The sequence below is a fragment of the Leptospira sp. B5-022 genome, from assembly GCF_000347035.1.
Taxonomy (GTDB): domain Bacteria; phylum Spirochaetota; class Leptospiria; order Leptospirales; family Leptospiraceae; genus Leptospira_B; species Leptospira_B cinconiae.
In genome coordinates this window covers 269,552-293,312 of the sequence record NZ_ANIJ01000032.1, presented here as the reverse complement: position 1 = coordinate 293,312, position 23,761 = coordinate 269,552, and the positions used below count along the sequence as shown (strand labels likewise).

The following is a 23,761-nucleotide window of genomic DNA, read 5'->3' as shown; positions in this document are numbered from 1 at the left end:
TTTGGCTTCTTCCCAAAAAAAAATTCCCCGTCACGTTGCCGTCATCATGGATGGGAACGGAAGATGGGCGACATCTAAGGGACTCTCCAGGTCCGAAGGACATAGGGCAGGGGCGGACGCGATCGATCGTCTTATGGACTCTAGTCTTTCCTTAGGTTTAGAGGTAGTTTCCTTATACGCATTTTCTACCGAAAACTGGAAGCGTCCGATCACTGAGATCCGATCCATATTTAATCTATTGGTGGAATTTATAGATTCTCGTTTGGACAAGATCCACGCCAAAGGAATTAGGATATTACATTCCGGTTCTAAGAAAAAGCTTAGTTCCTTAGTTTTATCTAAAATCGATCATGCGGCAGAAATTACCCGCAAAAACCGTAAATTAACGGTGAACTTTTGTTTAAATTACGGGTCTCAAGAAGAGATTTTAAACGCATTTTCCAGATTAGTGGAAGAAAGAAAGAAGAAGTCCATCTCCATCCAAAAACCGATCAGCATAAAAGAACTCGAAAAATATTTGTATACGTACCCCCTTCCGGCGGTAGATTTATTGATTAGAACCGCCGGGGAGAGGAGATTATCCAATTTCCTTCTATGGCAATCCGCTTATGCGGAGCTTTTTTTTACGGAAAATCTTTGGCCTGATTTCGGAGACAAGGATCTGAGAGAGGCGCTGGATTGGTTCCGGGGAAGGACCCGAAAATTCGGAGGTTTAGAGAATGGGTGAAACTACAAAAAGGATCCTTTCTGCGGCTGTGCTCGTAGCCCTCTACCTGTTCATGATCTTTTACAGGGATTTTTATTATTTACAAACGTTGGCGATACTTCTCATCGGGGGAGTGATAGGTCTGACTGAATTTTACAGGCTTTCCGATCGAGGCCAGGACGGAAGACCTTTTAAGGGGACCGGGATATTCTTCTTTATTATAATATTATTGATTTATTATTTTAGATTTGTAGCCTCCCAGAATAAATTCGAGCCGCCAATTTTCTTTCAAACACATTTTAAATTGTTTGTGCCTAGTTTCGATGCGGTCATATTCTCTTTTGTATTACTTTTCCTATTCAGTTTCCTTCTCCAAATTTTGAGAAGACCATTGGATGGCGCCATCTTCTCCGTTAGTTCCACGATCTTGGGAGTTGTTTATGCTGCGATCCCACTCGGACATTTACTTCTTCTATTGGGAATGAACGAAGGGATCTATTATGTATTCTTAGTATCCGTTGCGACATTCTTAACGGATGTAGGCGGATATTTCGGCGGGCGTTGGTTCGGTAGAAATCCTGCAGGACTTGCCATTTCCCCTAAAAAAACCTGGGAAGGATACGTTTCCGGGATCATAGTGGCAATGATCTCCGTATTCGTTCTGAACATACTTTGGGAGAGAAGCACCGGAGTCGCTCCTTTAGTTTCCGGAGCGGAAGTATTCCTAATTTCTTTAATTTTGTCTTTGGTGGGAGTCGTAGGAGATCTATTGGAATCCGCTATGAAACGGGATGCTAAAGTAAAGGACTCCGGGAATTTGATCCCGGGCCATGGTGGTATTTTGGACAGAGCGGATGCTTTACTTTTGACCGTCCCTATCCTTTATTTTTATCTCCAGATAAAGCTCGCCCTGGGATTTCCGGTCTAATAACAATATGAGAAGAGGCGTCTCTATACTGGGTGCCTCCGGATCGGTAGGAGAGTCTACTCTCAAAATACTCCGCCAATTTCCGGAAGAGTTTCGGTTAACTTCCTTTAGCGTTCATTCCAATTTGCAAAAAGCGGAACAGGTCGCGAAGGAATTTCAACCGGATATTCTATGTATCAGTTCCGAAACCGCGGACCGCAGCGTGCTAGGAAATAAGATCGGAAATACGAAAGTATTGTACGGATCCAAAAGTTTAGAAGAGATCGTTTCTGCTCCGGAAATAGAGACCGTCGTTACTGCAGTCGTAGGTGCAAGCGGGATACGTCCTACTGTTGCCGCAATCAAAGCTGGTAAAAAGATCGGGATCGCAAACAAGGAGACTCTGGTAAGCTGCGGACCCTATATCAAAAGTTTATTAGAAAAATCTAAATCATATCTGGTCCCTGTGGACTCGGAACATAATGCACTCTTCCAACTTTTGGAAAATATGAAGAAGGATTCACTGGAGAGGATCGTTTTGACCGCTTCCGGAGGCCCTTTTCGTAAACTTCCGATCGAAGATCTTCCGAAAGTAACCATTGAACAGGCTTTAAAACATCCTACTTGGAATATGGGTCCTAAGATCACGATAGATTCCGCAGGAATGATCAATAAGGGATTGGAAGTCATCGAGGCTCATTTTCTTTTCGGATTCTCTTATGATAAGATAGGTGTGGTCATTCATCCCCAAAGTGTGGCTCACGGTCTTGTGGAGTCGAAGGATGGAGCAAGTTTTGTGTACGCTTCTTATCCCGATATGATCTTTCCTGTGGCGCATTCATTATTTTATCCTAATGTAGTCCCTGAAGTTTTAAGAGCCCATCCTGCCACTTCTTGGGGAAATCTGGAATTTTCGGAACCGGATTTGGAAAGATATCCGGGGTTGGCTTTGGCATACGAGGTAGGAAAGGCAGGCGGAATATCTCCTTCGATTTTTAATGCAGCGAACGAAGTGGCTGTGGAATTATTCTTACAGGGTAAAATTCTTTTTACCGAGATCCCGACTCTGATCCGCAACGTTTTGGAAAAAATTCCAAATTCGTTTCCCGGTGATTTGGAAGGATACGAAGAAGCGGATAGAAAGGCAAGAGAGTTGGCCTTCCATTTCTCTAAAGATAAGGTAGTGCATTTATGTTAGCAGATATTTTAGGCATCGTTTTCATGTTGGCCCTTTGTATTTTTATCCATGAGTTGGGACATCTCATCATGGGTTGGGTCGTGGGGGTGAAGGCCAGGATCTTCTCCATCGGTTACGGAAAAGGGATTTGGAAAAAGAAAATCGGTGAGACCACTTTCCAAGTCACCGGTATTCCGTTAGGCGGTTATGTTTTATTCAAGGGAGACGAGAGTGGAGCATTAAAAGGGGAGAAAGGAGAATTTTTATCCACTCCTCCGTTAAAAAGAATGATCCCGGTTTTCGGTGGACCGTTATTCAATTTGATCCTCGGTTTTTTTATCATCTTCGGTTTGTATGCCATCGGCTATGCTCCTACCGGGACTAAAATTTATATAGAGCCGGCAGTGTACGAATATTCTTCCGGATACCAAGCAGGTTTAAGAACCGGAGATAAGATCATCTCCGTAAACGGGACCAAAACGGAATCCAAATACGAATTATTATCGGAACTTGGACTTGCCCGAGGAAAAGATATCCAACTCAAAGTAGAAAGAGATGGAAAAGAATTGGAATTTCATTTTGCAGATCCTCAGATCGGAGTAGACTTTGCAGGAGAAAGGCTCGTACAAGTGGACTTCGCTTACGGATCCATGCTGAGTCATTGGTTCTTGAAAAAACTTTCTTTTTTGGATCCAAACGGAGAAGCGGCAGAATATAGAAAAGAGAGAGAAAGAAAAGCCGCTTTAGATCCGAAACTTTCTCCCAGAGAACTCGCCCTGCATGAAGCCAGGTTGAACAAGGAAGCGATCGAATCTAGGGCCTTAGACTATCTGAACGATGGGGACAGGATCTTGTCCGTAAACGGAATAGAAGTGCATACTGTTCCGGAACTGCAACGTACTCTTGGAAAATTCCAAAATGAAAAAGTAAAATTAGAAGTAGACCGTAAGACGTATCCACTACTCAATCCATGGACTCGTGAAAAAGCGGAAGTGGAGATGACACCTCTTGCCGCGTTCGTTGTGGAGCTCAAAGATGTCCGAGATAGAAAATATCCCGAGATTCCAATTAGCACGATTAGCCTCAGAAGCCATGACCCCGAGATCAAACTGAAACTTTTAAGTTTGAAAATGGACGGTAAAGCTTTTGCGGATCTGGAAGATTTTAAGAGAACCGTCCAGGCTAAAATCGGTAAAAGAGTGCAGTTGGAAGTCCAAGGCCAAGTTTGGGATGCCACCCTAGGATTTTATCAAATCGGTCTTTTAGGTTTCACAGCTAAGATGCATGTGAAAGAGGAAAGTATGGATCGAAAACTTTCCTTTGGAGAGGCATTTTTACAATCCGGCAAAGACGTGGGGAAAATGATTAGCGATAACCTAAGAGGACTTGGGATGATCTTTTCCGGACGATTGAAGGTAAAGGATAGCGTTTCTGGTCCGGTGGGACTTGCCAAAGTCTCCGTTCAATTCTTAGAAGACGGTTTTTATTCTTACTTTCAGTTCGTGGCATTTATTTCGATCGCTTTAATGATAATGAATTTACTTCCGATTCCTGTGGCCGACGGTGGACATATCGTTTTTTTCACATACGAGGCGATCGCCGGTAGACCTCTACCGATGGCTGTTCAAGAACAAGTTTTGAGATTGGGATTCTTCTTCCTTTTATCCTTGGGCCTCTATGTGACTTATCACGATTTCTTAAGATAATCGAGAGTCATGAGAGCATCTAAATATTTAGTACCTACGGAAAAAGAAAATCCTTCGGACGCGGTAGTCGCTTCCCATAGGCTAATGATACGTGCCGGCCTGGTCCGAAAATCAGGTTCAGGATTTTACTTTTTTCTGCCATTAGGACTTAGGATCCTAAAAAAAATAGAAAACATTGTCCGCGAAGAGATGGACGCAACCGGTGCATTGGAATTCGAACTTCCGATCATGACTCCTTCCGAGTTTTGGGAACAATCCGGGAGATGGAGCGCCATGGGACCGGAAATGATGCGAGTCAAAGACCGTCATGACCAATGGTACGCGCTCGGTCCCACTCATGAGGAATCCTTTTCTTACTTGGTTAAACCTCTTTTGAAATCATACAAGGATCTGCCGATCAATGTGTATCAGATCCATACTAAGTTTCGAGACGAGATCCGTCCTAGGTTCGGAGTGATCCGTTCCAGAGAGTTTATTATGAAAGATGCATATTCTTTCCATCTGGACGAAGCCTCTTTGGAAACCACTTATCAAGATATGAGAACCGCGTATCGTACAATTTTCCAACGTTGCGGTTTGAAGACGATCCCTGTGCAAGCGGATTCGGGGACCATGGGCGGTTCCGCTTCCGAGGAATTTATGGTGGTTTCTCCGATCGGAGAAGAGACACTTCTTCTTTGCAGCGACTGCGGTTATAACTCCAATAGCGAAAAAACCCCTTTTATTGCCAAAGCGGAAGATTCTCCCAAAGGTCCTAAAGACAAAAAAGAGGTCGCGACTCCGGGGAAAAAATCCATCGAAGATGTAGCCGCTTTTTTAAACGTTCGCCCTCAAGATACGATCAAGGCGGTCGCTTTCCAAAACGGAAAAGAGAAACTGTTGGTATTCCTACGCGGAGATCTTGAACTGAATGAGCACAAACTTAAGTCTTATTTAAAATGGTCCGATCTGGACATGATCCCGGAACCTGAATTAAAAAATTTGAATTTAGTTCCCGGATTTATCGGGCCTTCCGACGTAGGCGCTGGATTTAAGGTGATTTTGGATACTTCTATCCAAAAAGACGGAGCGTATGTGGTCGGTGGAGGAAAAGAAGACTTCCATATCCAAGGATATGTTCCTTCCTCCGAGATCAAGATCCAATACGAGACGGCGGATGTGGCTCTCGCAAGAGAAGGGGACCCTTGCCCTACCTGTGCAAAGACCTTAAAGGCGGAAAAAGGGATCGAGGTCGGTCATATCTTCAAACTGGGAGATAAATATACCAAGTCTTTCCAGATCCAGGTTCTAGACCAACAAGGTAAGGCAAAAACGCTAACCATGGGATGTTACGGTATCGGTGTGAACCGTACTATGGCCACAGTTATCGAACAATGTAACGATGATAAGGGGATCTACTGGCCTATCAGTATTGCTCCTTTTGAGATCAGTCTTGTGACCCTCACAAAAGGTGCTGAGCAGGATGCAAAAGCATTAGAATTTTATGAAAATCTAAAGAATGAGGGTTTTGAGGTTTTCTGGGACGAAAGAGACCTGGGACCGGGTTTTAAGTTCAAGGATTCGGAATTGATCGGTTTCCCGATCCGTATTACCGTCGGTAAAAAGTTTTTCGAGTCCGGAGAAATTTCCATCTATAATCGTAAATACGATAAGGATGAGACTTTCCAATTTACGGATTTCGACGATCTGAACACCAGAGTGGAAAACCTACGTCAGGAATTATACCAGGAGTTGTTGGGAGATTAATCCCTTCAAATACTGTCATGGCTAAAGAACGCAGCTTCACGGAAAAAGAAGGATACTTCGGAGATTTTGGCGGAAGATATTCCCCTGAGATATTGACCGAAGCCCTGATCGAGTTGGAAGATACTTACAATAAACTCCGTAAGGATAAAAAATTCCAAAAGGATCTGGAGTTTTACAGAAGGAATTATATCGGAAGACCTTCTCCTCTTACCTATGCGGAGAAGTTGACCAAGGCTTGGGGTGGAGCTAAAATTTGGCTCAAGCGCGAGGACTTAAACCATACAGGCGCTCATAAGATCAATAATACTATCGGCCAGGCGCTGATCGCAAAGGCAATGGGCAAACGTAGGATCATCGCAGAAACCGGAGCGGGTCAACACGGTGTGGCAACTGCGACTGTAGGTGCATTATTCGAATTTGAGACCGCCATCTTTATGGGAGAAGAGGACCTTCGTCGCCAAAAACTGAATGCGATCCGTATGCAGATGCTTGGTGCAAAAGTGATCGGAGTTTCGTCCGGGACTGCAACCTTAAAGGACGCTACTTCCGAAGCGATGAGAGATTGGGCATTAAATGTTTCTAATACTCATTATATCGTGGGTTCGGTGATCGGGCCTCATCCTTTTCCGACAATAGTCAGGGATTTCCAAAAAGTGGTGGGAGAAGAGTCCAAAAAGCAGTTCAAAAAAGAAAACGATAAACTCCCGGATGCGGTTGTCGCTTGTGTAGGCGGCGGATCCAATGCAATAGGAATGTTTTACGGATTCTTAAATGATAAAAAAGTAAAACTCTACGGTGTGGAAGCCGGCGGAAGAGGCTCTTCTCCCGGAGAACATTCCGCTACGATGCTTTTCGGCAAGACGGGATTTTTACACGGTACTAAGACACTAGTCATCCAAGACGACGGAGGACAGGTAGTTCCGGCTCATTCCGTTTCCGCCGGATTGGATTATCCCGGAGTGGGGCCTGAACATGCTCATCTTCATTCTACCGGAAGAGTGAAATACGAAACCGTTTCCGACCAAGGAGCCTTGGACGCATTTATGGAAGTCTGCAGGGTAGAAGGTATCATTCCTGCATTAGAAACCGCTCATGCTTTCCGATTTGCCAAGGACCTTGCAAAAGAACTTGGAAAGAAAAAAGATATTCTGATCTGTCTTTCCGGAAGGGGAGACAAGGATGTTGCAGAAGTAGCGAGACTTGTTGGTCTTATGCAAGGAGATTCGATTTGAGCGCGATTAAGAGCGTTTTTTCAGATTCCAAAAGCGCATTCATTCCGTATATTTCTCTCGGTGATCCGAACTACGATCTATGTGTGGATTGGGCGGACGCTCTTATCAGAGGTGGTGCGGATATTTTAGAACTTGGGATCCCATTCTCTGATCCTGTGGCGGACGGACCTGTGATCCAAAAGGCATTCAAACGTGCTCTTGCCAATCCGTTCTCCATGGATAAAATTTTGGAAACCACGGAAAAGATACATGCTTTACATCCGCATATTCCGCTGGTGTATTTAACGTATTTTAATCCGATCTTTCATTACGGTTTTGAAAAGTTTGCGGAAAAAGCAAAGATCGCTGGTATCCAAGGAATGATTATCCCTGATCTTCCTTATGATACCCCCGAAACCGACGAACTATTCAAATCCTTGAAAAGAAGAGGAGTGGATCTGATCCATCTAGTCACTCCAGCGACTCCATTGAATCGTATGAAGGGAATTCGTGATTTTGCTTCCGGATTTATCTATTATGTGACTTCCTATGGAGTGACCGGCGAAAGAAAATCCATTTCTTCGGATCTAGAAGATAGGATCAAAACAACTAAGGAAGTTTTTTCCCTTCCTGTGAGCGCAGGATTCGGGATATCGGCTCCGGACCAGGCGAAAGAAATTTCCCGGTATGCCGACGGGATCATCATAGGTTCCGCTGTACAAAGGATCATAGAAGAGAACGGGTCCAATCCTAGTCTTTGTAGAAAAAAACTGGAAGAGTATGCACAATCGATTTCCGGATCTTTGAGAGGAAAAAATTCCTAAAGCCGCAAAATTTCGTATAAAGCTCACAGAGCACACGGAGTTGAAAACGAATGAACTGATCTCGGTGTTCTCCATGCGAACCAATGAAAAATGACCTCCTCTTGTGTGAAGTAGAGTAGGCTGTATTATAGGAATTCTTTCGAAAAATCTGACTGAATTCCTCAGAATCTATGTGAGAAACACCTCTAAGATTTCATCCTCCTAGTCGATATTTTCTTTCCAAATGTGGGAAGAAAATTGACGAAACCGTCCTGGTAGAGAGAATCTTCCGGATCGGAGGAAAGAATGAGCGAGTCCAAACCAGCCCAGAAATTTACCGTACTGGATATTATTTTCGGGGTTACTACAGCCCTCGGTATTCTGGCACATTTTTATTACGCGTTTTTTTCCGAAGCTGAGTATTCACTTCAACTTCTGCTATTAGGCGCACTTTTTTTATTTTCTTCTTCTTACTTCTTCTATAAGACGATTACTAAGGTTGCGAAGAATCCTCAGTTAATCGGAAGTCTTTGGTTAGCGATCATCGTATCCTTAGTTTGGTTCGATCTATATGTAGCATTTACTCCTGTCTCCGAGTTGGAAGAAAATTCCATCTCTTGGAGATTTAACGTTCTTCGTAACCAAACGGACGCAAGAGTGGAGAAGGAGTCGGACAAGGGAGATTTGGAACAGATCCAATTGAAACCCCCTGAAAAAGCTAGAAGGGACATCAATATCATCGGGATCACTACCAAAACCTTGGATCAACTAGGTGGCGTATGGCCTCTACCTTGGAAATATTACGCAAAGATAATAGATAAATTCGCTTCTTCTACCAACCATCTCATGTTCGACGTTTTCTTCCTGGACTATAAACCGGGACAGACGGATGAAATGGCAAAGGCTCTTTCCGGAAATCCAAGAGTTATGTTCGACTATCCTATGGAGACCAGCTTGGAATCCAAGAGCACGATCATCAATTTGGAAAAAAGGACGGAGATCCTACGCAAATTCAAATTAGAAAATGTAAAGGACGAGCAAACGGGACTTTCCTGGTTAAAATTCCCACAATCTCCGATCGAACCAATTGCGGAAAAATCCTCCGGTTTAGGTTTTGCGAATATTAAAAAAGACGAATCGGGTCTGAACCGTAAAATGCCGATCGTCGCCAAGATCCTGGGTTCGGGGCCGGGAAGACAAGACGAATATTATCCTTCTATCGATCTCGTTATCGCTTGTAATTATTACGGCGTCGACGTGCAAAAAGATGTAGAAGTGGTTATGGGCGAATATGTGAAGATCAAAAATATTCCCCAAAAGAATATCAGCTATTTCGACCGTAAGACCTTAAAAATGGTCACGGAAGATATTATGGCAAAGCCGAATGAAACTCGTGAGATCACTATCCCGATCGACGAGTATGGGCAGATGGAGATCAACTTCCCGGGAGGATTATATTCTTATAATACTACCGAATTCTTCGAAGTATCGGAAGGTTGGGATAACGAAACCGCTACTCAGGTAAACAATAATATCTTCCTAGTGGCGATGTTCTACGCTACAGGAAGAGGGGCCGCAAAAGATACCCACTTGTCTCCTTTCGGAGATATGTCCGGGATCGAACACCACGCTCACGCGATCAATACCATCCTGAACCAGGACTTTCTCTGGGACATGCCTCTTGCTGGGAATTTCCTGATCTTCTTCTCCATGGCGTTCGTTGTGGGACTTATCTTGCCTAGGATGAAAACCTCTTGGGGATTTTTGTTCATTATAGGGATCGCACTTCTATACAGCGTCATCACATTATACGATTTCTCCGAATTCAATATAGTTCATGTATTCCCATCCGTGGTAATTGAGCAGTTCTTTATATTCGTGGGGATCATCGTGTATAAGATCTTAACGGAAGAAGAAAACGTAAAATATATCCGCACCACATTCTCCAAATTCGTCTCCAAAGACGTTGTGGACGAACTTCTTAAGAATCCTGAAAATCTGAACTTGGGAGGATCTAAGAAAGACATCACCATTTTCTTCTCGGATATCCGCGGATTTACGACCATGTCCGAAAAAATGGGTCCGGAGGAACTGGTTCAATTCCTGAACCAATACCTTTCGGAAATGACCGAGATCATTATCGAGTTTAAGGGAACGATTGATAAATACATGGGGGATGCGATCATGGCTTTCTGGGGGGCTCCGGTTCCCCTCGAAGACCATGCTTACTATGCCTGCGCTGCTTCCATTGCACAAATGAGAAGACTCGCAGTCCTGAAGGAAGAATGGAAAGCTAGGGATCTTCCCGTTATGGACATCGGTATCGGATTAAATTCCGGTCCTGCTGTCGTGGGGAATATGGGAAGTTCCCACCGGATGGACTATACTTGTATGGGAGATACCATTAACTTGGGATCTCGTCTGGAAGGATCCAACAAGGAATATGCCACAAATATTATTATTTCGGAATATACATACGAAAAGGTCAAGGACCGCGTTATTGCCAGAGAACTGGATCTAGTCAAGGTAAAAGGTAAAACCAAACCTGTCCGGATCTATGAACTGATCGACTTAGTGAACGAAGAAGACTTAAAACTTCTGAGGAGACCTTTGCATTCGGTAGAGCAGTCCTGATGACCGTTAAAAAAGACGGAATACATGCAACAGGAAGATTCGTTATTGAACGGGATCCGCCTTCCGGCGGATCTCAGAAAATTACCTCTGGAGGAACTGCCTAAACTCTGTTCCGAGATCCGAAATTATATCATCGATACTCTCTCCGGGATCGGAGGGCATTTCGCAAGTAACTTGGGAGTGGTGGAACTCACCGTCGCTTTACATTACGTTTTTGAAACTCCAAAAGACAGATTGATCTGGGATGTAGGACACCAAACATACCCTCATAAGATCCTGACCGGCAGAAAGGAAAAACTTTCCACCGTCAGAAAATTTAAAGGACTTTCCGGATTCCCTAAAAGGGAAGAATCGGTTTACGATCTATACAATACGGGACATGCCGGCACTTCTATTTCGCAAGCGCTCGGAGAAGCGGTTGCTCGAGATCTGACCGGAAAAGATTACGCTGTCGCAGCTATTATCGGGGACGCATCCATCGCAACGGGAATGGCTTTGGAAGCGATGAATCATGCGGGACATCTTAAAAAAGACCTGCTTGTGATCTTGAACGACAATTATATGTCCATCTCCAAGAATGTAGGGTCCATCTCCAATTATCTGAATAATATCATCAGCTCTCATTTTTATCTGAATTGGAAAAGGATATTTTATACTTTCCTAAAATGGCTTCCTATAGTAGGACCCGCGATGGAAAGTTTTTTTAGAAGGGTTGAAAAAGGGTTTAAAGACGTTTTCACCCCGGGCGGTCTATTTGAGGATTTAGGTTTTATCTATATAGGACCGGAAGACGGTCATGATGTGATCCGTCTGGTGAAAATGCTCGGAAAGATCAAGACTATGAAAGGTCCTGTTCTTTTCCATACGATCACCCAAAAAGGGAAAGGGTATGTCCCGGCGGAAAAGGATCCGATCAAATACCATGGGGTCACTCCGTTCCGCAAGGAAGATGGGGCCATGGATTCGGGCGATTCTTCTAAAATTTCATACTCTAAGATCGTTGGTAAGGTGCTTTCCGATCTCACCGAAAAAAATCCGCGGATTGCAGCGATCACTCCTGCAATGATAGAAGGTTCCGGACTGGGGGAATACGTTTCCAAATTTCCGGACCATGTGTATGATGTGGGGATTGCGGAACAACACTCTGTTGCTTTTGCAGGAGCAATGACGAACGGGGATGTGATCCCTTATATGTGTATTTATTCCACCTTTTTGACCAGAGGAATGGACCAACTGGTGGAGGATGTTTCTCTTATGAACCTACCTGTCCGTTTTGTGATCGATCGAGCAGGTTGTGTTGGGCCGGATGGAGAAACTCACCAAGGATTATTCGATCTAAGTTATCTTCTATCCTTACCGAATATGGATGTGTTTGTACCTTCTTCCGGACAGGATTTGGTGGATTCACTTCGTTATATGGAGCATTACGATAAGTCTCCGATCGCGATCCGATTCCCGAAAGCAAGTGTGGAACTTTCCAATTTAAATTTTAACGTGGAGAAGGATCTAAAACCCGGAAGTTTTAGAGTGCTGCAAAGAGGAACAGATATCGCTATTCTCTCCATCGGTTCCATGTTGGAAGAAGCCAAGAAGGCGACAAATCTCCTGGAACAAGAAGGGTATTCGGTCACATTGATCGATCTGGTTTGGCTAAGACCTCTTGGAAAAGAGGCTTTGGACGAGGAACTTTCCCATGTTCGACATTTTGCAATTCTGGATGAGAGTTACATAGACGGTGGGGCCTCCGGATACTTGTTGAACCGGATCTCTCCGGAATATCTGGGACGTTTTATCAAAACTTTCGCATTTCCCCCCGAGACTATCCACCACGGAGAGAGGAAGGAAATTTTCGCGGAGTACGGTTTGGATGCTCAAAGTATATCCAAGTTTCTTCGGGAAAATGTAAAGAAGGAAGTCCTACACGGAAAACGGAATTAAGCTATTTCAAGAGGCGTCCGAAAATAAAAATAAAACGGGTAGATAATTGGAAAACCTGACGCCTGAAGACAAACTCGAAGCATCTAAATTTTTTTATAGAACCGGCGATTTGGATCGTGCGGAATTCCTACTAAAATCCTCTTTGGAAGATTCCGAAAATCATGAGACCTATTTTTTTCTAGGTCTGATCGAAAACCAAAGAAACAACTGGAAAAAAGGTCTGTATTATTTCTACCGTTCGGTAGAAGTGAATCCCGAATATGGGAATCCTTGCAATGAGATAGGTATCCTTCTGCTTCGTATGGGAAGAGAAAGAGAATCCGTTTTCTGGCTGAAAAAATCGCTTCGTTGTACTTTAAACGACGCACCTCATATTTCGCTTTTTAACCTAGCAACTCTTTACAAGATCTGGAATCGTCCCGAAAGATCCCTACAATATCTGCATAAGGCAATCGTAATGAAACCCGATTTTGAAGAGGCAAAACGCCTGAGAGAAGAGTTAAATTCGGCTATCTAACGCGAGAAGCTTATTTCGCACAGAGATCACGGAGAACACAGAGTTGTGATTTACCCTCGGTGATTTCTGTGTTCTCCCTGCGAACCCCAAAATTTATCTTTTCATCCGATTTACCGGTTTCTATTTTATCCCTTACCGATGGAAAATTCTCTTATTACAATTCGCCCTGCCAAGCCGGAAGACGTGGCGGCCACCGTTCCTTTGATCTATAGTTCCGGTCCGGCTGCCTGGGATTACGTGTTTAATGAGGGAAAAATTTCCTCTCAGGACTTTTTGACCAAATCTTTCCAAGGGACAAAAAATACGTTCAGCCATAAGAATCACTATGTGGCAGAAAAGAACGGAGAGATTGTCGGAAGTATCGTTATTTTCCGTTCCGAGAACTTCTTCTTTCAAAATGCTGCGACTGCAGGAAATATTTTCCGGATCTACAAACTCAGAGCGCCTAAGGTTGCCGTCCGCGGATTGAGTATGGAGGGAATGATCCAACCGCCTAAATCTGGAAGATTATATCTGGGACATATAGCGGTTCCGGGGAAAGAAAGAAGACAAGGAATAGCGGAGAAGCTGATAAGGTTTGCCGTTTCAGTATACCCAGGTTACGAAAAAATTTCTCTCGATGTTTCCCAAGAGAATCCCAATGCACAAGGTCTGTATAAAAAATTAGGTTTCGAGATCGTGGAAGCCAGGAATTTTTCCGGGCCTAAGGGGTTAGTTCCCAACCATTATTATATGGAAGCGGATCGTTCCTCCTTCTAAATCCATTTAATTGCATCCCGATCTATAATCTGGAACGACAAATCGTCGGATTTCTAATATACTTTTCCTTCTTACTCGTTCGAAAGGGAGAAAAGAATGGAATTTGCTCCGGAGATGTTGGAATATGCAAACCTAATTTCCTCAAAAGGGCTTACGGGCTTTACTCAGGGAAGCGTCCAGGAAAGAAGGGAAGGTTATTCCGCAATCGGAGAACTTTTGGGGGAAGGTCCGCTCGTGAAGGAGATCCTGGATTTCTCCATTCCTTCTAAGGACGGAAGCGTATTCATAAAAAATTATATCCCAAGAACGGAACCTAAATCCAAAATTCTCTACTTCCACGGAGGCGGATGGGTGGTCGGAAGATTAAAAGATTTCGATCCATTCGCACGCAAACTTGCTGAAATCACTTCCAGTATCGTTTCACTTGTAGATTATAGATTGGCTCCAGAGTTCCCGTTTCCTCTACCACTGGAAGATGCTTATACTTCTTTGGAATGGATATCAAATCAAAAGGAAAATATTTGGAAAGATCTTCCCTTGGTGGTGGCAGGCGATAGTGCAGGTGGGAATTTGGCTGCTTCTACCATTATGCGAGCCAAAGAACTGTTCGGTCCGAAAATCGATCTGCAAATCCTGATCTATCCTGTTACCGAAACGATCTGTAATACTGATTCTTATAAGGAATTCGAGTTCGGCCCCGGTCTTACAAAAAAAGATATGGAATGGTTTATCACTCAATATCTTCCTGATCCGAATACTAGATCGGATCCGAAAGCTTCTCCTTTATTTCAAAAAGATTGGAAGGATCTTCCTCCCGCGATTGTATTTATAGCTGATATCGATCCTCTTAGAGATGATGGAAAACTATATGCAGAAAAACTAACAGAAGCCGGCGTATCCGTATTGTTCAAAGAATTTAAAGGATATACTCATGGATTTTTTACGAAGGTGAATCTTCTCAAGGCTCCGGAAGAAGGTTTGAGAATGATTTCTGCAGAAATGGATCGTGTTTTCAGACGAAAAGAGGCGTTACTTTAAAAAAATGAAAAGTGTTAGATTGGTGGAATTCGGTTCTTCTTTACAATGGGAAGAAAAACAAGATCCGGAGCCGCAAGATACCGAGGTATTATTGGAAGTGATCTCTTGCGGAGTCTGTCATTCGGACCTTCACTTACGAGACGGATACTATAAAATAGGCGGAGAAGACAAACTATTCGTAAAAGACAGAGGGGTTAAACTTCCCCTAACTCCAGGTCATGAAGTTGTCGGCCGAGTTTTAAAAAAAGGACCTAAAGTCACTTCCGTTTCCGTTGGAGAGATCAAGTTAGTTTATCCTTGGATCGGTTGTGGTACTTGCGAAGAATGTGAATCCGGAAATCCTCAACTTTGCTCCGCTCCTAAATCCTTGGGAATTTATCAAGACGGAGGTTATTCGGATCGGATTTTGGTCCCGGATGAAAGATGGCTTTTAGATATTTACGATCTTTCTCCCGAATACGCTTGTTCTTATGCGTGTGCAGGACTCACAGCTTATGGCGCTTTGAAGAAGGCACTGCCGCTTAAAAAAACGGATACTTTGGTGATCATTGGAGCGGGCGGCCTTGGAATGTTCGCTTCTCAATTGATTCCCTTTCTTACGGATACAAAGGTGATCTTTTTGGATCTAGAAGAGTCCCGTTTGGAAAAACTAAAAGGGCTCGGATTTTATACAGTTCCTTCTTCTCATCCAGATGCTGCGACCGAGATAAAGAAGATCTCAGGCTCCCTGGGAGTTTCCGCAGTCATCGATTTTGTGAATAATAGCGCCACTTCTTCCTTAGGATTTTCACTTTTGAAAAAGAATGGGATCTTGATCGGGGTCGGGCTTTTTGGTGGAGAGTTAAAGATCCCGACCCCGATCCTTTCTCTCAGAAGTTTGACAATTCGTGGAAGTTATACGGGTTCTCCGAGAGAGCTGAAAGAACTACTACAACTTGTATCCGAGAAAAAGATCTGTCCTGTTCCGGTACAGGTCCGGGATTTAAAAGATGCGGATTCGGCTTTGAACGATCTATCTTCCGGGAAAGTTTTGGGAAGACTGGTTCTATCCCGGAAATGAACCTATTTTTTTATATTCGCACAGAGTTCACAAAGAACACGGAGGGTTGGTTAAGGACTTTGCGGCTTAGTGTGTGAATTCTTATGCAGATTGTTTCATTCCAAAAAAACACTAAACTAAGAAGAATTATGATTTTACAAAGCTCAGTGAGCTCTGTGTTCTCAGTGCGAAACAAAACCTACAAATTTTGAAATTCAGGAGGAAGAGATACCTTCGGATTTTCGTTGGTTTCTAAGATCGGAATTTCCCCGGTTTGTAATACAAGTTTTAGGCCTTGGGGGGATTCGGATAAATATTCGCTTAAAGTGGAAGAAACATTTCTCGCAATCTTATACTTTAGAAAAAGATGATCCTTTTTCTTGGCGAATAATTCTCCTTCGGAATCCGCTGCGATCTGCAAAGATGAGAGTGGTAATTCTTCTCCGGAATCGCTTAAAAAAAATAATTCTCCGTCCTTTTCCCAGATCCGGATCAGATTTAACGGATAACCGAATAATTCCAAATATCCGTTTTCGGAAAATTCTCCGTACTGATTGTCAATGTAGATCCCGTCTTCCGCCTCCTTTAGATTCTTGCGGAAATACTCGAGTACGTCTTTTTGTTCTATCTTGGCCTCGCGGAAGATCCAATCTCCGTTAGGCAAAACCTTTATCTCGCTGTCCAAACGTCTCGCCGTCATTCTTCTTCCCTTTCTCTGTAACGGAATGCGACCCCTTCCAAAACTTTTGCATCCTTTGAGATCTCCGCCATATTAGTAGTATACCCTTCCGCGGAGCCGGTTTGAAAAATTGTGGGGGGAATGGGGACCATTCCTACATTTGCGAGATACATTCCGTCCATACCTCTGTCAAAAAGTTCTTTTTTAATCTTTTCGTAATAGAATTTTTCTATGCGACCGTCCCCGAAGTTCCGAACGATCAGTCTTCCGTATGTTTTGTAATTCCTACGTTTTGGGGGATGTTTCAGGATCTCAATCTGCTCCCATCCCGCTTTATGGGATACAAGTGTTGTCTCTCCCGGTTTTCCTTCCTGGATAAATTCCACCGAAAAGCAGGAAACCAAGGTTAGGCAGGATAGAAGGAGGATTCCCTTCCAAAACTGAATCTTTATTCCGGCTTTTGAGCGAGTTAAAATGGGGAGAATGACCATTCCTCCCCATTCAAGGAGCGCACATTCCGGGGACAAGCGGTTTTTTTGCATAGCCAAAAGAGGGCTTTTCAGACTTGGTTTTTTTTTATATACTCTCCCCGGATCCCCGGTAAATTCTCGCGAAATTCGGAACCTCGTTTAAGCTGGTTCCTCCGGGCCACCAAAAACTCGTATGGAAGACATAGATCTCAAAAAACGCGCGAGAGAAAACGTTTTAAAAATAGGGTATTGTACTCTGGACGAGCTGGAAGAGAAGGTGAAAGCCTTCCGGGTGATGAACCAGAACGCAGCTAAAAAAAGATACCTGATTACTAGAGAACCAATCTCCGATTCCGCTGGAAAAGTTTTAGTTCCAAAAGCGGCGGAGATAGATATCTCCACTGCAAAATTACTTAGACGTCATTTTAAACCAACCAGCGAATTCAAAACGTTCCAACCTGACGAAGGTATCGTAATCATCTCCGACATGACCTCCGCGGAAGGTGTTTCCTTCACCATGGATATCGTAACCCAGATCATGAACTTGGGCGGTGGAGCTTATGAGGGATTTATAGATCGTGTGGATAGTTTCGGAGACTTCATCAATCTTCTTAAAAAGTCGTTATTTCCCAGGTTGATCATCATCGGTTATATACCGCAAGATAAGATCCAAGGTGAATTGCTGAACTTCGTACGGGTCAAACGAGTAGATAATTATCTAAGAGCCATGGAACTCACTCATACTGCATTTAAACCTCAGGCATATTTCCCGAAAGTCCGCCAGGTAGAAATTTCCCAAGAAGATCCTAAGTCTTGGGGACGTTTCGTGGTGGAGATCGTAAGAGAATACACTCGTCCTTATCTATTGGAAGAAGTTTAACCTCCTTTTAAGTGCGCTTGTAGGAGTTCCTGCAAACGTAACGGGGCGGCTCCGAGCAAAGCTCGGACGGGCTACTTCGGGTTCGCTCACGCTCATCCAGGCTTTGCCTGGACTAAAGCCCTTCGTATCCCTGCCGCAGCGACCCCATAGGGAGCGAGGCACCGACGGCTTTAGCGAGTCGGTGGCCAAAGGCCAAACGAGAGAAGAGTTATAATCAAAACCATTCATCTGAATCGAAAGCCTTGCTAAAATTAACACTCTGAATTTGGCCGCAGCGAAAAGAACTCTGCGATCTCGGTGCCCTCTGTGCGAACTAAAAAAGAGGAACAATCTCACACATAGATCAGGAAGCTTAAAATTTACTTGTAACTTTTATTGTTTCAAGTAGTCTAACAAATTAAATCTAACTCGAGACCGAATCAGGTTTAAGGATCCAAATGAGCACAATATCCGAAACAGTACTCGTGACCGGAGCTTCCGGCCATCTGGGAAGAATTATCCTAGAGGAATTATTAAAAAAAGGTCATAGCAAGATCATTGCTACAACGCGTAAGCCGGAAAGTTTAGCGGACTTTGCAAAAAAAGGGGTAACTGTAAGAAAGGCAAGCTTTGACGATCCGACAAGTCTTGTTTCCGCATTCCAAGGCGCGGATCGGATCCTGATCATTAGCACGGACAATATCGGAAATAGGATAGAAGAACATAGTAATGCGGTCGATGCCGCAGTAAAAGTCGGAGCAAAACGAATTCTTTATACTTCTCTGGCAAAAGCCGACGAAATCCCGGTCACCTTTGCATTCGAGCACGAGGGAACCGAAGAGAAGATCAAACAAAGCGGAATCGCATACACAATTCTTCGGAACAATATGTATTCTGATTATTTGATCCCAAAATTACAACATGCAGTTGCAAGCGGTTCCATTTACGGTTCGGGTGGAAATGGGGCCTGTGCCTATATATCCAGGAAGGATTGTGCTAAGGCGGCAGCCGCTGCTTTACTTTCCTCCGATTCCGGAAATAAAATTTTAGAGATCGGCGGACCTAAGGCTTGGACGTATTCGGAACTTGCAAAATTCACTTCGGATCTAGTGAACAAACCCGTTTCCTACGTGGACATTTCTGCGGAAGACCTTTCGAAGGCCTTCATCGGAGCTGGAATTCCAAAACCGATGGCGGATGCTTTGGCTTCTTTCGACGTTTCTATTCGAGAAGGTTATTTGAAAGAAGTAAATTCGTCCGCAAAAGATCTGATCGGAGAAGCGCTTCAGGACGTGACTGAGTTACTCAAAGAAAATAAATCAGTTTTAGTCTCGTAAGATAGAAAACAGATTTCGATTAAGTTGTAGGAGCTCCTACAAACCGGAGTTTAGACAGAATTATCGTATGTAGGAGTTCCTACAAGAGGTCCAAATGAAGTGTCTGAACTCCAACACGGTATTGAGAGTTGTATCTTGGAGTTCAGAAGCGACAGCGATGCGTAGATCTTTAGTCCCGGGCAAAGCCCGGGATGAGCGTTAGCGAAATCGAAGCAGCGCGATCTTCGCGAAGCGAAGAGTCGCCCCATTAAACTCGATAGAATTCCAAATTTTCGCGAAGCGGATCCGGAAGACTACCCAAAGCATTGATATATTTTTTATATCTGTTTTCCAGCTCGGTAAATTTTCGGGTCCGAATATTCACGAACCTATTATTGATCTCTCCGAAGGCAGGCATTTTGGAGACCTTCTCCCGGATCGTTCTTGCAAACGGAATATGTCGATAAAAAATCCCGCGGACCACTCGGTTCAACCGTTGCACACCTTCCGCTTCGTACTTGATCCAAAGTTGGTAATCGTTTGCAAAAATATCTCTTTCGTTTCGGAAACGTTTGAATTCGGCAGCTAACTTTTCTTTGATCTCTATGGAAAGGTCTTTGTTTTTCTTGTAGAACTGAACATAGTCCATATAGTCTGCAGTGATGGATGGATTTCCTACGTTATTCCATTCAGGACCTAAGATCGTTTTACAAAGCTCCCATCGGAATGCTGCAAACGCATCGATTAAAAGGGACTTTAGATCACCTTGGACAAAAATAGGGAGAACGATCCTACCTCTACTTTCTTTGGAACCGGAACCTCTGTGAATGGAAAGTTCCTGCCACATCATGATCTTGCTGCCGATCGAAGGAACGATCACAAAATCCGGAACGATCGCCCTTTGAACGAACTCCTTATTGATCCCCATTTCCGGATTATTATAGATCACCTCTCTGTTGAATACGGAGAAGTCCACAGCCATAATATCGTGGATCGTATCCGTCAGCATTTTTTTAGTCACGTACGCTTTGCCTAGAGGGATTTGAGAGTGATACTTTGTGAGGATCGGCAAATAAGTCGCCAAGGAACCGGTGGTGAGTCTAACGTTCGCCTCATACATTGCACCGAACTCGAACTTTAATCTGGCTTCCGGATTATCTATATCCGGGGGAAGATCGGATTCTTTTTTGAAAACCGCATTTCGGTTGTCCATCTTGACTTTGTCGAAGAAATTCTGACCGAGTTCGTCCAGGGAAGTTGGGCATTCTCTTTTATAAATTTTTTCCAACCATTCCGTTCCGTAATGGATCGGAATATCCGAAGCGGAGGTGATCGCGTCCTTGAACGTGGACATGAATACCAACTGCGAATCATCTAGTAAAGTTTCGTCGAAGAAACCGTATTTCAACATCAGGTCTACCGGTTTTGGGACATTCTTCCCTGAGTTGATATACTTTTGGAAGCATGCAGCGTAAATATCGAAGTAAGTTTTTGTAATGGACCTTCTTAATTTACGAGTATCGTTGTCGGAATCCAATGGATTCTTTAAGGACTTGAGTTTTACCATCATCGCGGAAAACTCTTTGATAGCATCTCCACCCATACCTGAGAATTGGATGATCGTGGATGCGGAATTTGCCAATTCTTTTCGAATTGCAGTCGCATCTGCGGAACCATCGACGGAAACTCCACCCCCGTTCGAGGCCGCTTTTGCAGTCGGATTAGATGTTTCGAATTTTTTAGCAAGACCGATTGTCTTTTCTAAAAACGGTTTAATATTAGGAGAAGGGGTTGGGACAGCAGAACCGAAAAGTGCCTGATGACCTGCAAGAGCCCTTTCTATTTTTTGGGAAACAACCTGTAAAATCGGGACCACAAACTCGGGAGGAGCGGTTGCATAACCGTTCGCCGCCATATCCAAGATTAGGAAATATTTTTCAGTAAGGCTTTCTACTCCGCCTAATAGAAGAGAGAAATTTTCATCTAATTCTTCTAATATGTTTCTCGCGTTTTCCGTAATATTGTTCTGCACCCTTCCGAGTTTGTCGCAAACATAGGAAACCATAGTCGGGTCGGGAGCGAATAATTGTGCCAGAAGATTCGGGTCCGCTAAGATGATCTTACGGACAAAATTAAATTCCCCGTCTTGGAATTCTATTTCTTCCGGATAATATTTGACCAAAAGCTGAGAATGATCTTCTTCTACATAATTTGCAGTCGGTCTCTCCGGTAGAATTCCACCATTATCGAAATAATGTTTTAAATTTTCCCGAGTTAGTCGGAGTACCGGATCCACAATGTCGGAACTTGGATCCGCGATCGGTTGTCCGGGTTTGATATCCGGAAAAACACTCGGGTTGAATTGATAATACAGAAGAGAAAGATTATCGTTCGTCTTTCCCATGTCGGAAGCGATCTTTCTGAGTTGGTTCACTCTTTTGAAAGACTCGGTGATCTCTCTCAAAAGGGAACGACCCACCATGATGCCCAAGGAACTTCTGGCTGCGAGAGAACGACCAACAGTAGACTGGGACATAACATACGTAGAGAGCACACAGTCTTGTTCCGCAACAATAGTAAACGGATAACGTCCGCTGCCGAAAAGTGCAGAGGCACCAGGAGTCAAATTCGCTCCTGAAATTTTGAATAACTCCAGTTTTCTGGAACCGGGAGCTTCTACCAAATAACGCAAGGCTCCGCTATGCAATACGTTGAGAGAATTCGCGGCGCTTCCTTCCGGAAATAAAACCGTCCCGGCTTTTATTGTTACTTTTTGATTTGGTACGCTTGTATCTAATGCCATACGATTGCTGTTGGGGCAAATTAAGAAGAAAACTATCCTTCCCTAAGAATGGAAACTCTTTTTTAAAGGAATCTCTAAAAAGGACCTTGCGGATAAGGCAAAAGATTTCCAAGACTAAGGCGCTAGATAGTCCTGCTTGACTCCTATAGATTCCCGGAAAAAACCTCTTTAGAAAATGAAAAAAAACAAAATTCTCTCCGATGCCAAATCCATCGGAATGCTCACCAACCAAAGCGCATACGGTTGGAAAGGCGACTATCATTTCCGGATTATTCAGAAAGAGTTCGGACTCAAAAAACTCTTTTTACCCGAACATGGACTTTTTGCAGAGCTACAAGACCAGGTCTCCGGAAGCGGGCTTATTTATAATATGGGAGAAACGGAAGTATTAAATTTGTACGGAGATAACGAGGAAACTCTTACTCCTACCGAAGATGCCCTATCCGATCTGGACACATTGATCGTAGACATCCGAGATGTAGGCGCTCGTTATTATACGTTTTTGACCTCGGCATTGTACGCGATGCAGGCGGCGGATCGTCTCGCCAAAAAAGGAAAACCAAGACCTCGGATTTTAATATCGAATGCAAAAAATCCCGCAGGCCCCAAAATAGAAGGGACTCCCTTAGAAAAAAAATTTTCATCATTCGTCGGCGTAGAAGGCACATTACACCGACATGGCCTCTCTGCCGCGGGCCTTCTGGAATATTATAAAGATACATTCCAACTGGATCTAGAACTGTATCGATTGGATCTGTATCCAAAAAAGAGTTCCGAGTTCTTATGGGTCCCGCCTTCTCCTAATATTCCCGCCCAAACAACTTGTTACGTTTATACTGGGCTTTGTCTTTTAGAAGGAACCAATCTATCGGAAGGGAGAGGGACAACTCGGCCATTCGAAACATTCGGTGCACCATATATCGACGATCTGGACGGATCATTATTGGAAAAACTGCAAGAAAAACAAAAAGGGATCTTTCGACTTCGACCTTTAAAGTTTATTCCGACTTTCCATAAACATGCGGGAAAAGTTTGCGGAGGTTACCAGATCTTATTAGATAAACCTAAAAAATTCCATAGCTTGCTATTCGGATTATCGCTTATTCGCATATTGAGAGAATTCTATCCGAATCAGTTTGAATTCCTACAAGGCCCTTATGAATTCAGATCCGATCTACCGGCGATCCAACTTTTGGTAGGAGACCGGTTCCTTCTGGATTATCTAGATGGAAAAAGATCCTACTCGGAGATCCAAGATTATCTGGAAGATACGGAAAAAAAATGGAAGAAGGTCACAAAACATTACTGTTAAAAGTATAATCGTGTCGCTTTGATGTAGGAGATCCAACTTGGGTACGGAGATCGCCCCCGCCCAGGTTCGGGTGGTGGAGGAGGGCCCGTGGGAGAGCCCTTGCTCCTTTATCATACAATTCAAATCTATACAACAAATTTT

19 protein-coding genes are annotated in these 23,761 nt (G+C 43.7%); 16 read left to right on the top strand and 3 right to left on the bottom strand.

Going from position 1 to position 23,761, the window contains the following annotated elements:
• Nucleotide 1 precedes the first annotated feature (1 nt).
• The 13 genes from LEP1GSC192_RS15130 (at nt 2) to LEP1GSC192_RS15070 (ending at nt 16,202) form a co-directional block, all read left to right on the top strand.
• Nucleotides 2–727 carry an isoprenyl transferase gene (locus LEP1GSC192_RS15130; protein ID WP_020770882.1) on the top strand — a complete coding sequence of 242 codons (726 nt, stop codon included), beginning with the start codon at nt 2–4 and terminating at the stop codon, nt 725–727.
• A complete protein-coding gene (locus LEP1GSC192_RS15125) occupies nt 720–1,634 on the top strand; it encodes a phosphatidate cytidylyltransferase (RefSeq protein WP_020770618.1) in 915 nt (304 codons plus the stop codon). The genes LEP1GSC192_RS15130 and LEP1GSC192_RS15125 overlap by 8 nt, the downstream gene beginning before the upstream one ends.
• A gap of 7 nt (nt 1,635–1,641) precedes the next feature.
• On the top strand, nt 1,642–2,811 hold the full coding sequence (gene dxr, locus LEP1GSC192_RS15120) for a 1-deoxy-D-xylulose-5-phosphate reductoisomerase (protein ID WP_020770838.1): 1,170 nt from the start codon (nt 1,642–1,644) through the stop codon (nt 2,809–2,811).
• Complete coding sequence (locus LEP1GSC192_RS15115) at nt 2,805–4,496, top strand: site-2 protease family protein (RefSeq protein ID WP_020770713.1); 1,692 nt, start codon at nt 2,805–2,807, stop codon at nt 4,494–4,496. Before dxr ends, LEP1GSC192_RS15115 begins: the two co-directional genes overlap by 7 nt.
• Nucleotides 4,497–4,505: 9 nt before the next feature.
• Nucleotides 4,506–6,242 carry a proline--tRNA ligase gene (locus LEP1GSC192_RS15110; protein WP_020770820.1) on the top strand — a complete coding sequence of 579 codons (1,737 nt, stop codon included), beginning with the start codon at nt 4,506–4,508 and terminating at the stop codon, nt 6,240–6,242.
• A 17-nt stretch (nt 6,243–6,259) separates the two neighbouring features.
• Nucleotides 6,260–7,474 carry a tryptophan synthase subunit beta gene (gene trpB / locus LEP1GSC192_RS15105; RefSeq protein WP_020770597.1) on the top strand — a complete coding sequence of 405 codons (1,215 nt, stop codon included), beginning with the start codon at nt 6,260–6,262 and terminating at the stop codon, nt 7,472–7,474.
• On the top strand, nt 7,471–8,277 hold the full coding sequence (gene trpA, locus LEP1GSC192_RS15100) for a tryptophan synthase subunit alpha (RefSeq protein WP_020770814.1): 807 nt from the start codon (nt 7,471–7,473) through the stop codon (nt 8,275–8,277). The genes trpB and trpA overlap by 4 nt, the downstream gene beginning before the upstream one ends.
• A gap of 285 nt (nt 8,278–8,562) precedes the next feature.
• Nucleotides 8,563–10,890 (top strand): adenylate/guanylate cyclase domain-containing protein, encoded by a 2,328-nt coding sequence (locus LEP1GSC192_RS15095; protein ID WP_020770720.1) that lies wholly within the window; start codon nt 8,563–8,565, stop codon nt 10,888–10,890.
• A gap of 24 nt (nt 10,891–10,914) precedes the next feature.
• A complete protein-coding gene (gene dxs / locus LEP1GSC192_RS15090; RefSeq protein WP_020770673.1) occupies nt 10,915–12,828 on the top strand; it encodes a 1-deoxy-D-xylulose-5-phosphate synthase in 1,914 nt (637 codons plus the stop codon).
• A 46-nt stretch (nt 12,829–12,874) separates the two neighbouring features.
• Nucleotides 12,875–13,345, top strand: a complete 471-nt coding sequence (locus LEP1GSC192_RS15085; protein WP_020770601.1) for a tetratricopeptide repeat protein — start codon at nt 12,875–12,877, stop codon at nt 13,343–13,345.
• Between the two features lie 138 nt (nt 13,346–13,483).
• The gene (locus tag LEP1GSC192_RS15080) at nt 13,484–14,104 is read left to right on the top strand and encodes a GNAT family N-acetyltransferase (RefSeq protein WP_020770692.1); all 621 of its coding nucleotides are present in this window, start codon (nt 13,484–13,486) and stop codon (nt 14,102–14,104) included.
• Nucleotides 14,105–14,200: 96 nt separating this feature from the next.
• Nucleotides 14,201–15,142, top strand: a complete 942-nt coding sequence (locus LEP1GSC192_RS15075) for an alpha/beta hydrolase (protein WP_020770740.1) — start codon at nt 14,201–14,203, stop codon at nt 15,140–15,142.
• Between the two features lie 4 nt (nt 15,143–15,146).
• The gene (locus tag LEP1GSC192_RS15070) at nt 15,147–16,202 is read left to right on the top strand and encodes an alcohol dehydrogenase (RefSeq protein ID WP_020770714.1); all 1,056 of its coding nucleotides are present in this window, start codon (nt 15,147–15,149) and stop codon (nt 16,200–16,202) included.
• Nucleotides 16,203–16,380: 178 nt separating this feature from the next.
• Here the strand turns inward: LEP1GSC192_RS15070 and LEP1GSC192_RS15065 are convergent, their stop codons facing one another.
• Nucleotides 16,381–16,881, bottom strand: a complete 501-nt coding sequence (locus LEP1GSC192_RS15065; RefSeq protein WP_020770840.1) for a hypothetical protein — start codon at nt 16,879–16,881, stop codon at nt 16,381–16,383.
• Nucleotides 16,878–17,246, bottom strand: coding sequence for a hypothetical protein (locus tag LEP1GSC192_RS15060; protein WP_232421032.1), 369 nt, complete (start codon nt 17,244–17,246; stop codon nt 16,878–16,880). Before LEP1GSC192_RS15060 ends, LEP1GSC192_RS15065 begins: the two co-directional genes overlap by 4 nt.
• Before the next feature lie 277 nt (nt 17,247–17,523).
• On the opposite strand from LEP1GSC192_RS15060, the gene LEP1GSC192_RS15055 reads away from it, so the two are divergent.
• Both LEP1GSC192_RS15055 and LEP1GSC192_RS15050 read left to right on the top strand, forming a co-directional pair.
• Nucleotides 17,524–18,210 (top strand): hypothetical protein, encoded by a 687-nt coding sequence (locus tag LEP1GSC192_RS15055; RefSeq protein WP_020770770.1) that lies wholly within the window; start codon nt 17,524–17,526, stop codon nt 18,208–18,210.
• A gap of 437 nt (nt 18,211–18,647) precedes the next feature.
• Nucleotides 18,648–19,526, top strand: coding sequence for an SDR family oxidoreductase (locus LEP1GSC192_RS15050; protein WP_020770707.1), 879 nt, complete (start codon nt 18,648–18,650; stop codon nt 19,524–19,526).
• Nucleotides 19,527–19,773: 247 nt separating this feature from the next.
• Here the strand turns inward: LEP1GSC192_RS15050 and LEP1GSC192_RS15045 are convergent, their stop codons facing one another.
• Nucleotides 19,774–22,308, bottom strand: coding sequence for a Crp/Fnr family transcriptional regulator (locus LEP1GSC192_RS15045; RefSeq protein WP_020770789.1), 2,535 nt, complete (start codon nt 22,306–22,308; stop codon nt 19,774–19,776).
• A gap of 175 nt (nt 22,309–22,483) precedes the next feature.
• On the opposite strand from LEP1GSC192_RS15045, the gene LEP1GSC192_RS15040 reads away from it, so the two are divergent.
• Entirely contained in the window at nt 22,484–23,620 is a 1,137-nt protein-coding gene (locus tag LEP1GSC192_RS15040; RefSeq protein WP_020770860.1) for a DUF1343 domain-containing protein, read from the top strand.
• Nucleotides 23,621–23,761: the final 141 nt, after the last annotated feature.

Excerpts from the sequence above, each read along its gene's own strand:
- LEP1GSC192_RS15125 (WP_020770618.1), top strand. The coding sequence starts at position 720 with ATGGGTGAAACTACAAAAAGGATCCTTTCTGCGGCTGTGCTCGTAGCC.
- dxr (WP_020770838.1), top strand. The coding sequence starts at position 1,642 with ATGAGAAGAGGCGTCTCTATACTGGGTGCCTCCGGATCGGTAGGAGAG.
- LEP1GSC192_RS15115 (WP_020770713.1), top strand. The coding sequence starts at position 2,805 with ATGTTAGCAGATATTTTAGGCATCGTTTTCATGTTGGCCCTTTGTATT.
- LEP1GSC192_RS15110 (WP_020770820.1), top strand. The coding sequence starts at position 4,506 with ATGAGAGCATCTAAATATTTAGTACCTACGGAAAAAGAAAATCCTTCG.
- trpB (WP_020770597.1), top strand. The coding sequence starts at position 6,260 with ATGGCTAAAGAACGCAGCTTCACGGAAAAAGAAGGATACTTCGGAGAT.
- LEP1GSC192_RS15095 (WP_020770720.1), top strand. The coding sequence starts at position 8,563 with ATGAGCGAGTCCAAACCAGCCCAGAAATTTACCGTACTGGATATTATT.
- dxs (WP_020770673.1), top strand. The coding sequence starts at position 10,915 with ATGCAACAGGAAGATTCGTTATTGAACGGGATCCGCCTTCCGGCGGAT.
- LEP1GSC192_RS15080 (WP_020770692.1), top strand. The coding sequence starts at position 13,484 with ATGGAAAATTCTCTTATTACAATTCGCCCTGCCAAGCCGGAAGACGTG.
- LEP1GSC192_RS15075 (WP_020770740.1), top strand. The coding sequence starts at position 14,201 with ATGGAATTTGCTCCGGAGATGTTGGAATATGCAAACCTAATTTCCTCA.
- LEP1GSC192_RS15070 (WP_020770714.1), top strand. The coding sequence starts at position 15,147 with ATGAAAAGTGTTAGATTGGTGGAATTCGGTTCTTCTTTACAATGGGAA.
- LEP1GSC192_RS15065 (WP_020770840.1), bottom strand. The coding sequence starts at position 16,881 with ATGACGGCGAGACGTTTGGACAGCGAGATAAAGGTTTTGCCTAACGGA.
- LEP1GSC192_RS15055 (WP_020770770.1), top strand. The coding sequence starts at position 17,524 with ATGGAAGACATAGATCTCAAAAAACGCGCGAGAGAAAACGTTTTAAAA.
- LEP1GSC192_RS15050 (WP_020770707.1), top strand. The coding sequence starts at position 18,648 with ATGAGCACAATATCCGAAACAGTACTCGTGACCGGAGCTTCCGGCCAT.
- LEP1GSC192_RS15045 (WP_020770789.1), bottom strand. The coding sequence starts at position 22,308 with ATGGCATTAGATACAAGCGTACCAAATCAAAAAGTAACAATAAAAGCC.
- LEP1GSC192_RS15040 (WP_020770860.1), top strand. The coding sequence starts at position 22,484 with ATGAAAAAAAACAAAATTCTCTCCGATGCCAAATCCATCGGAATGCTC.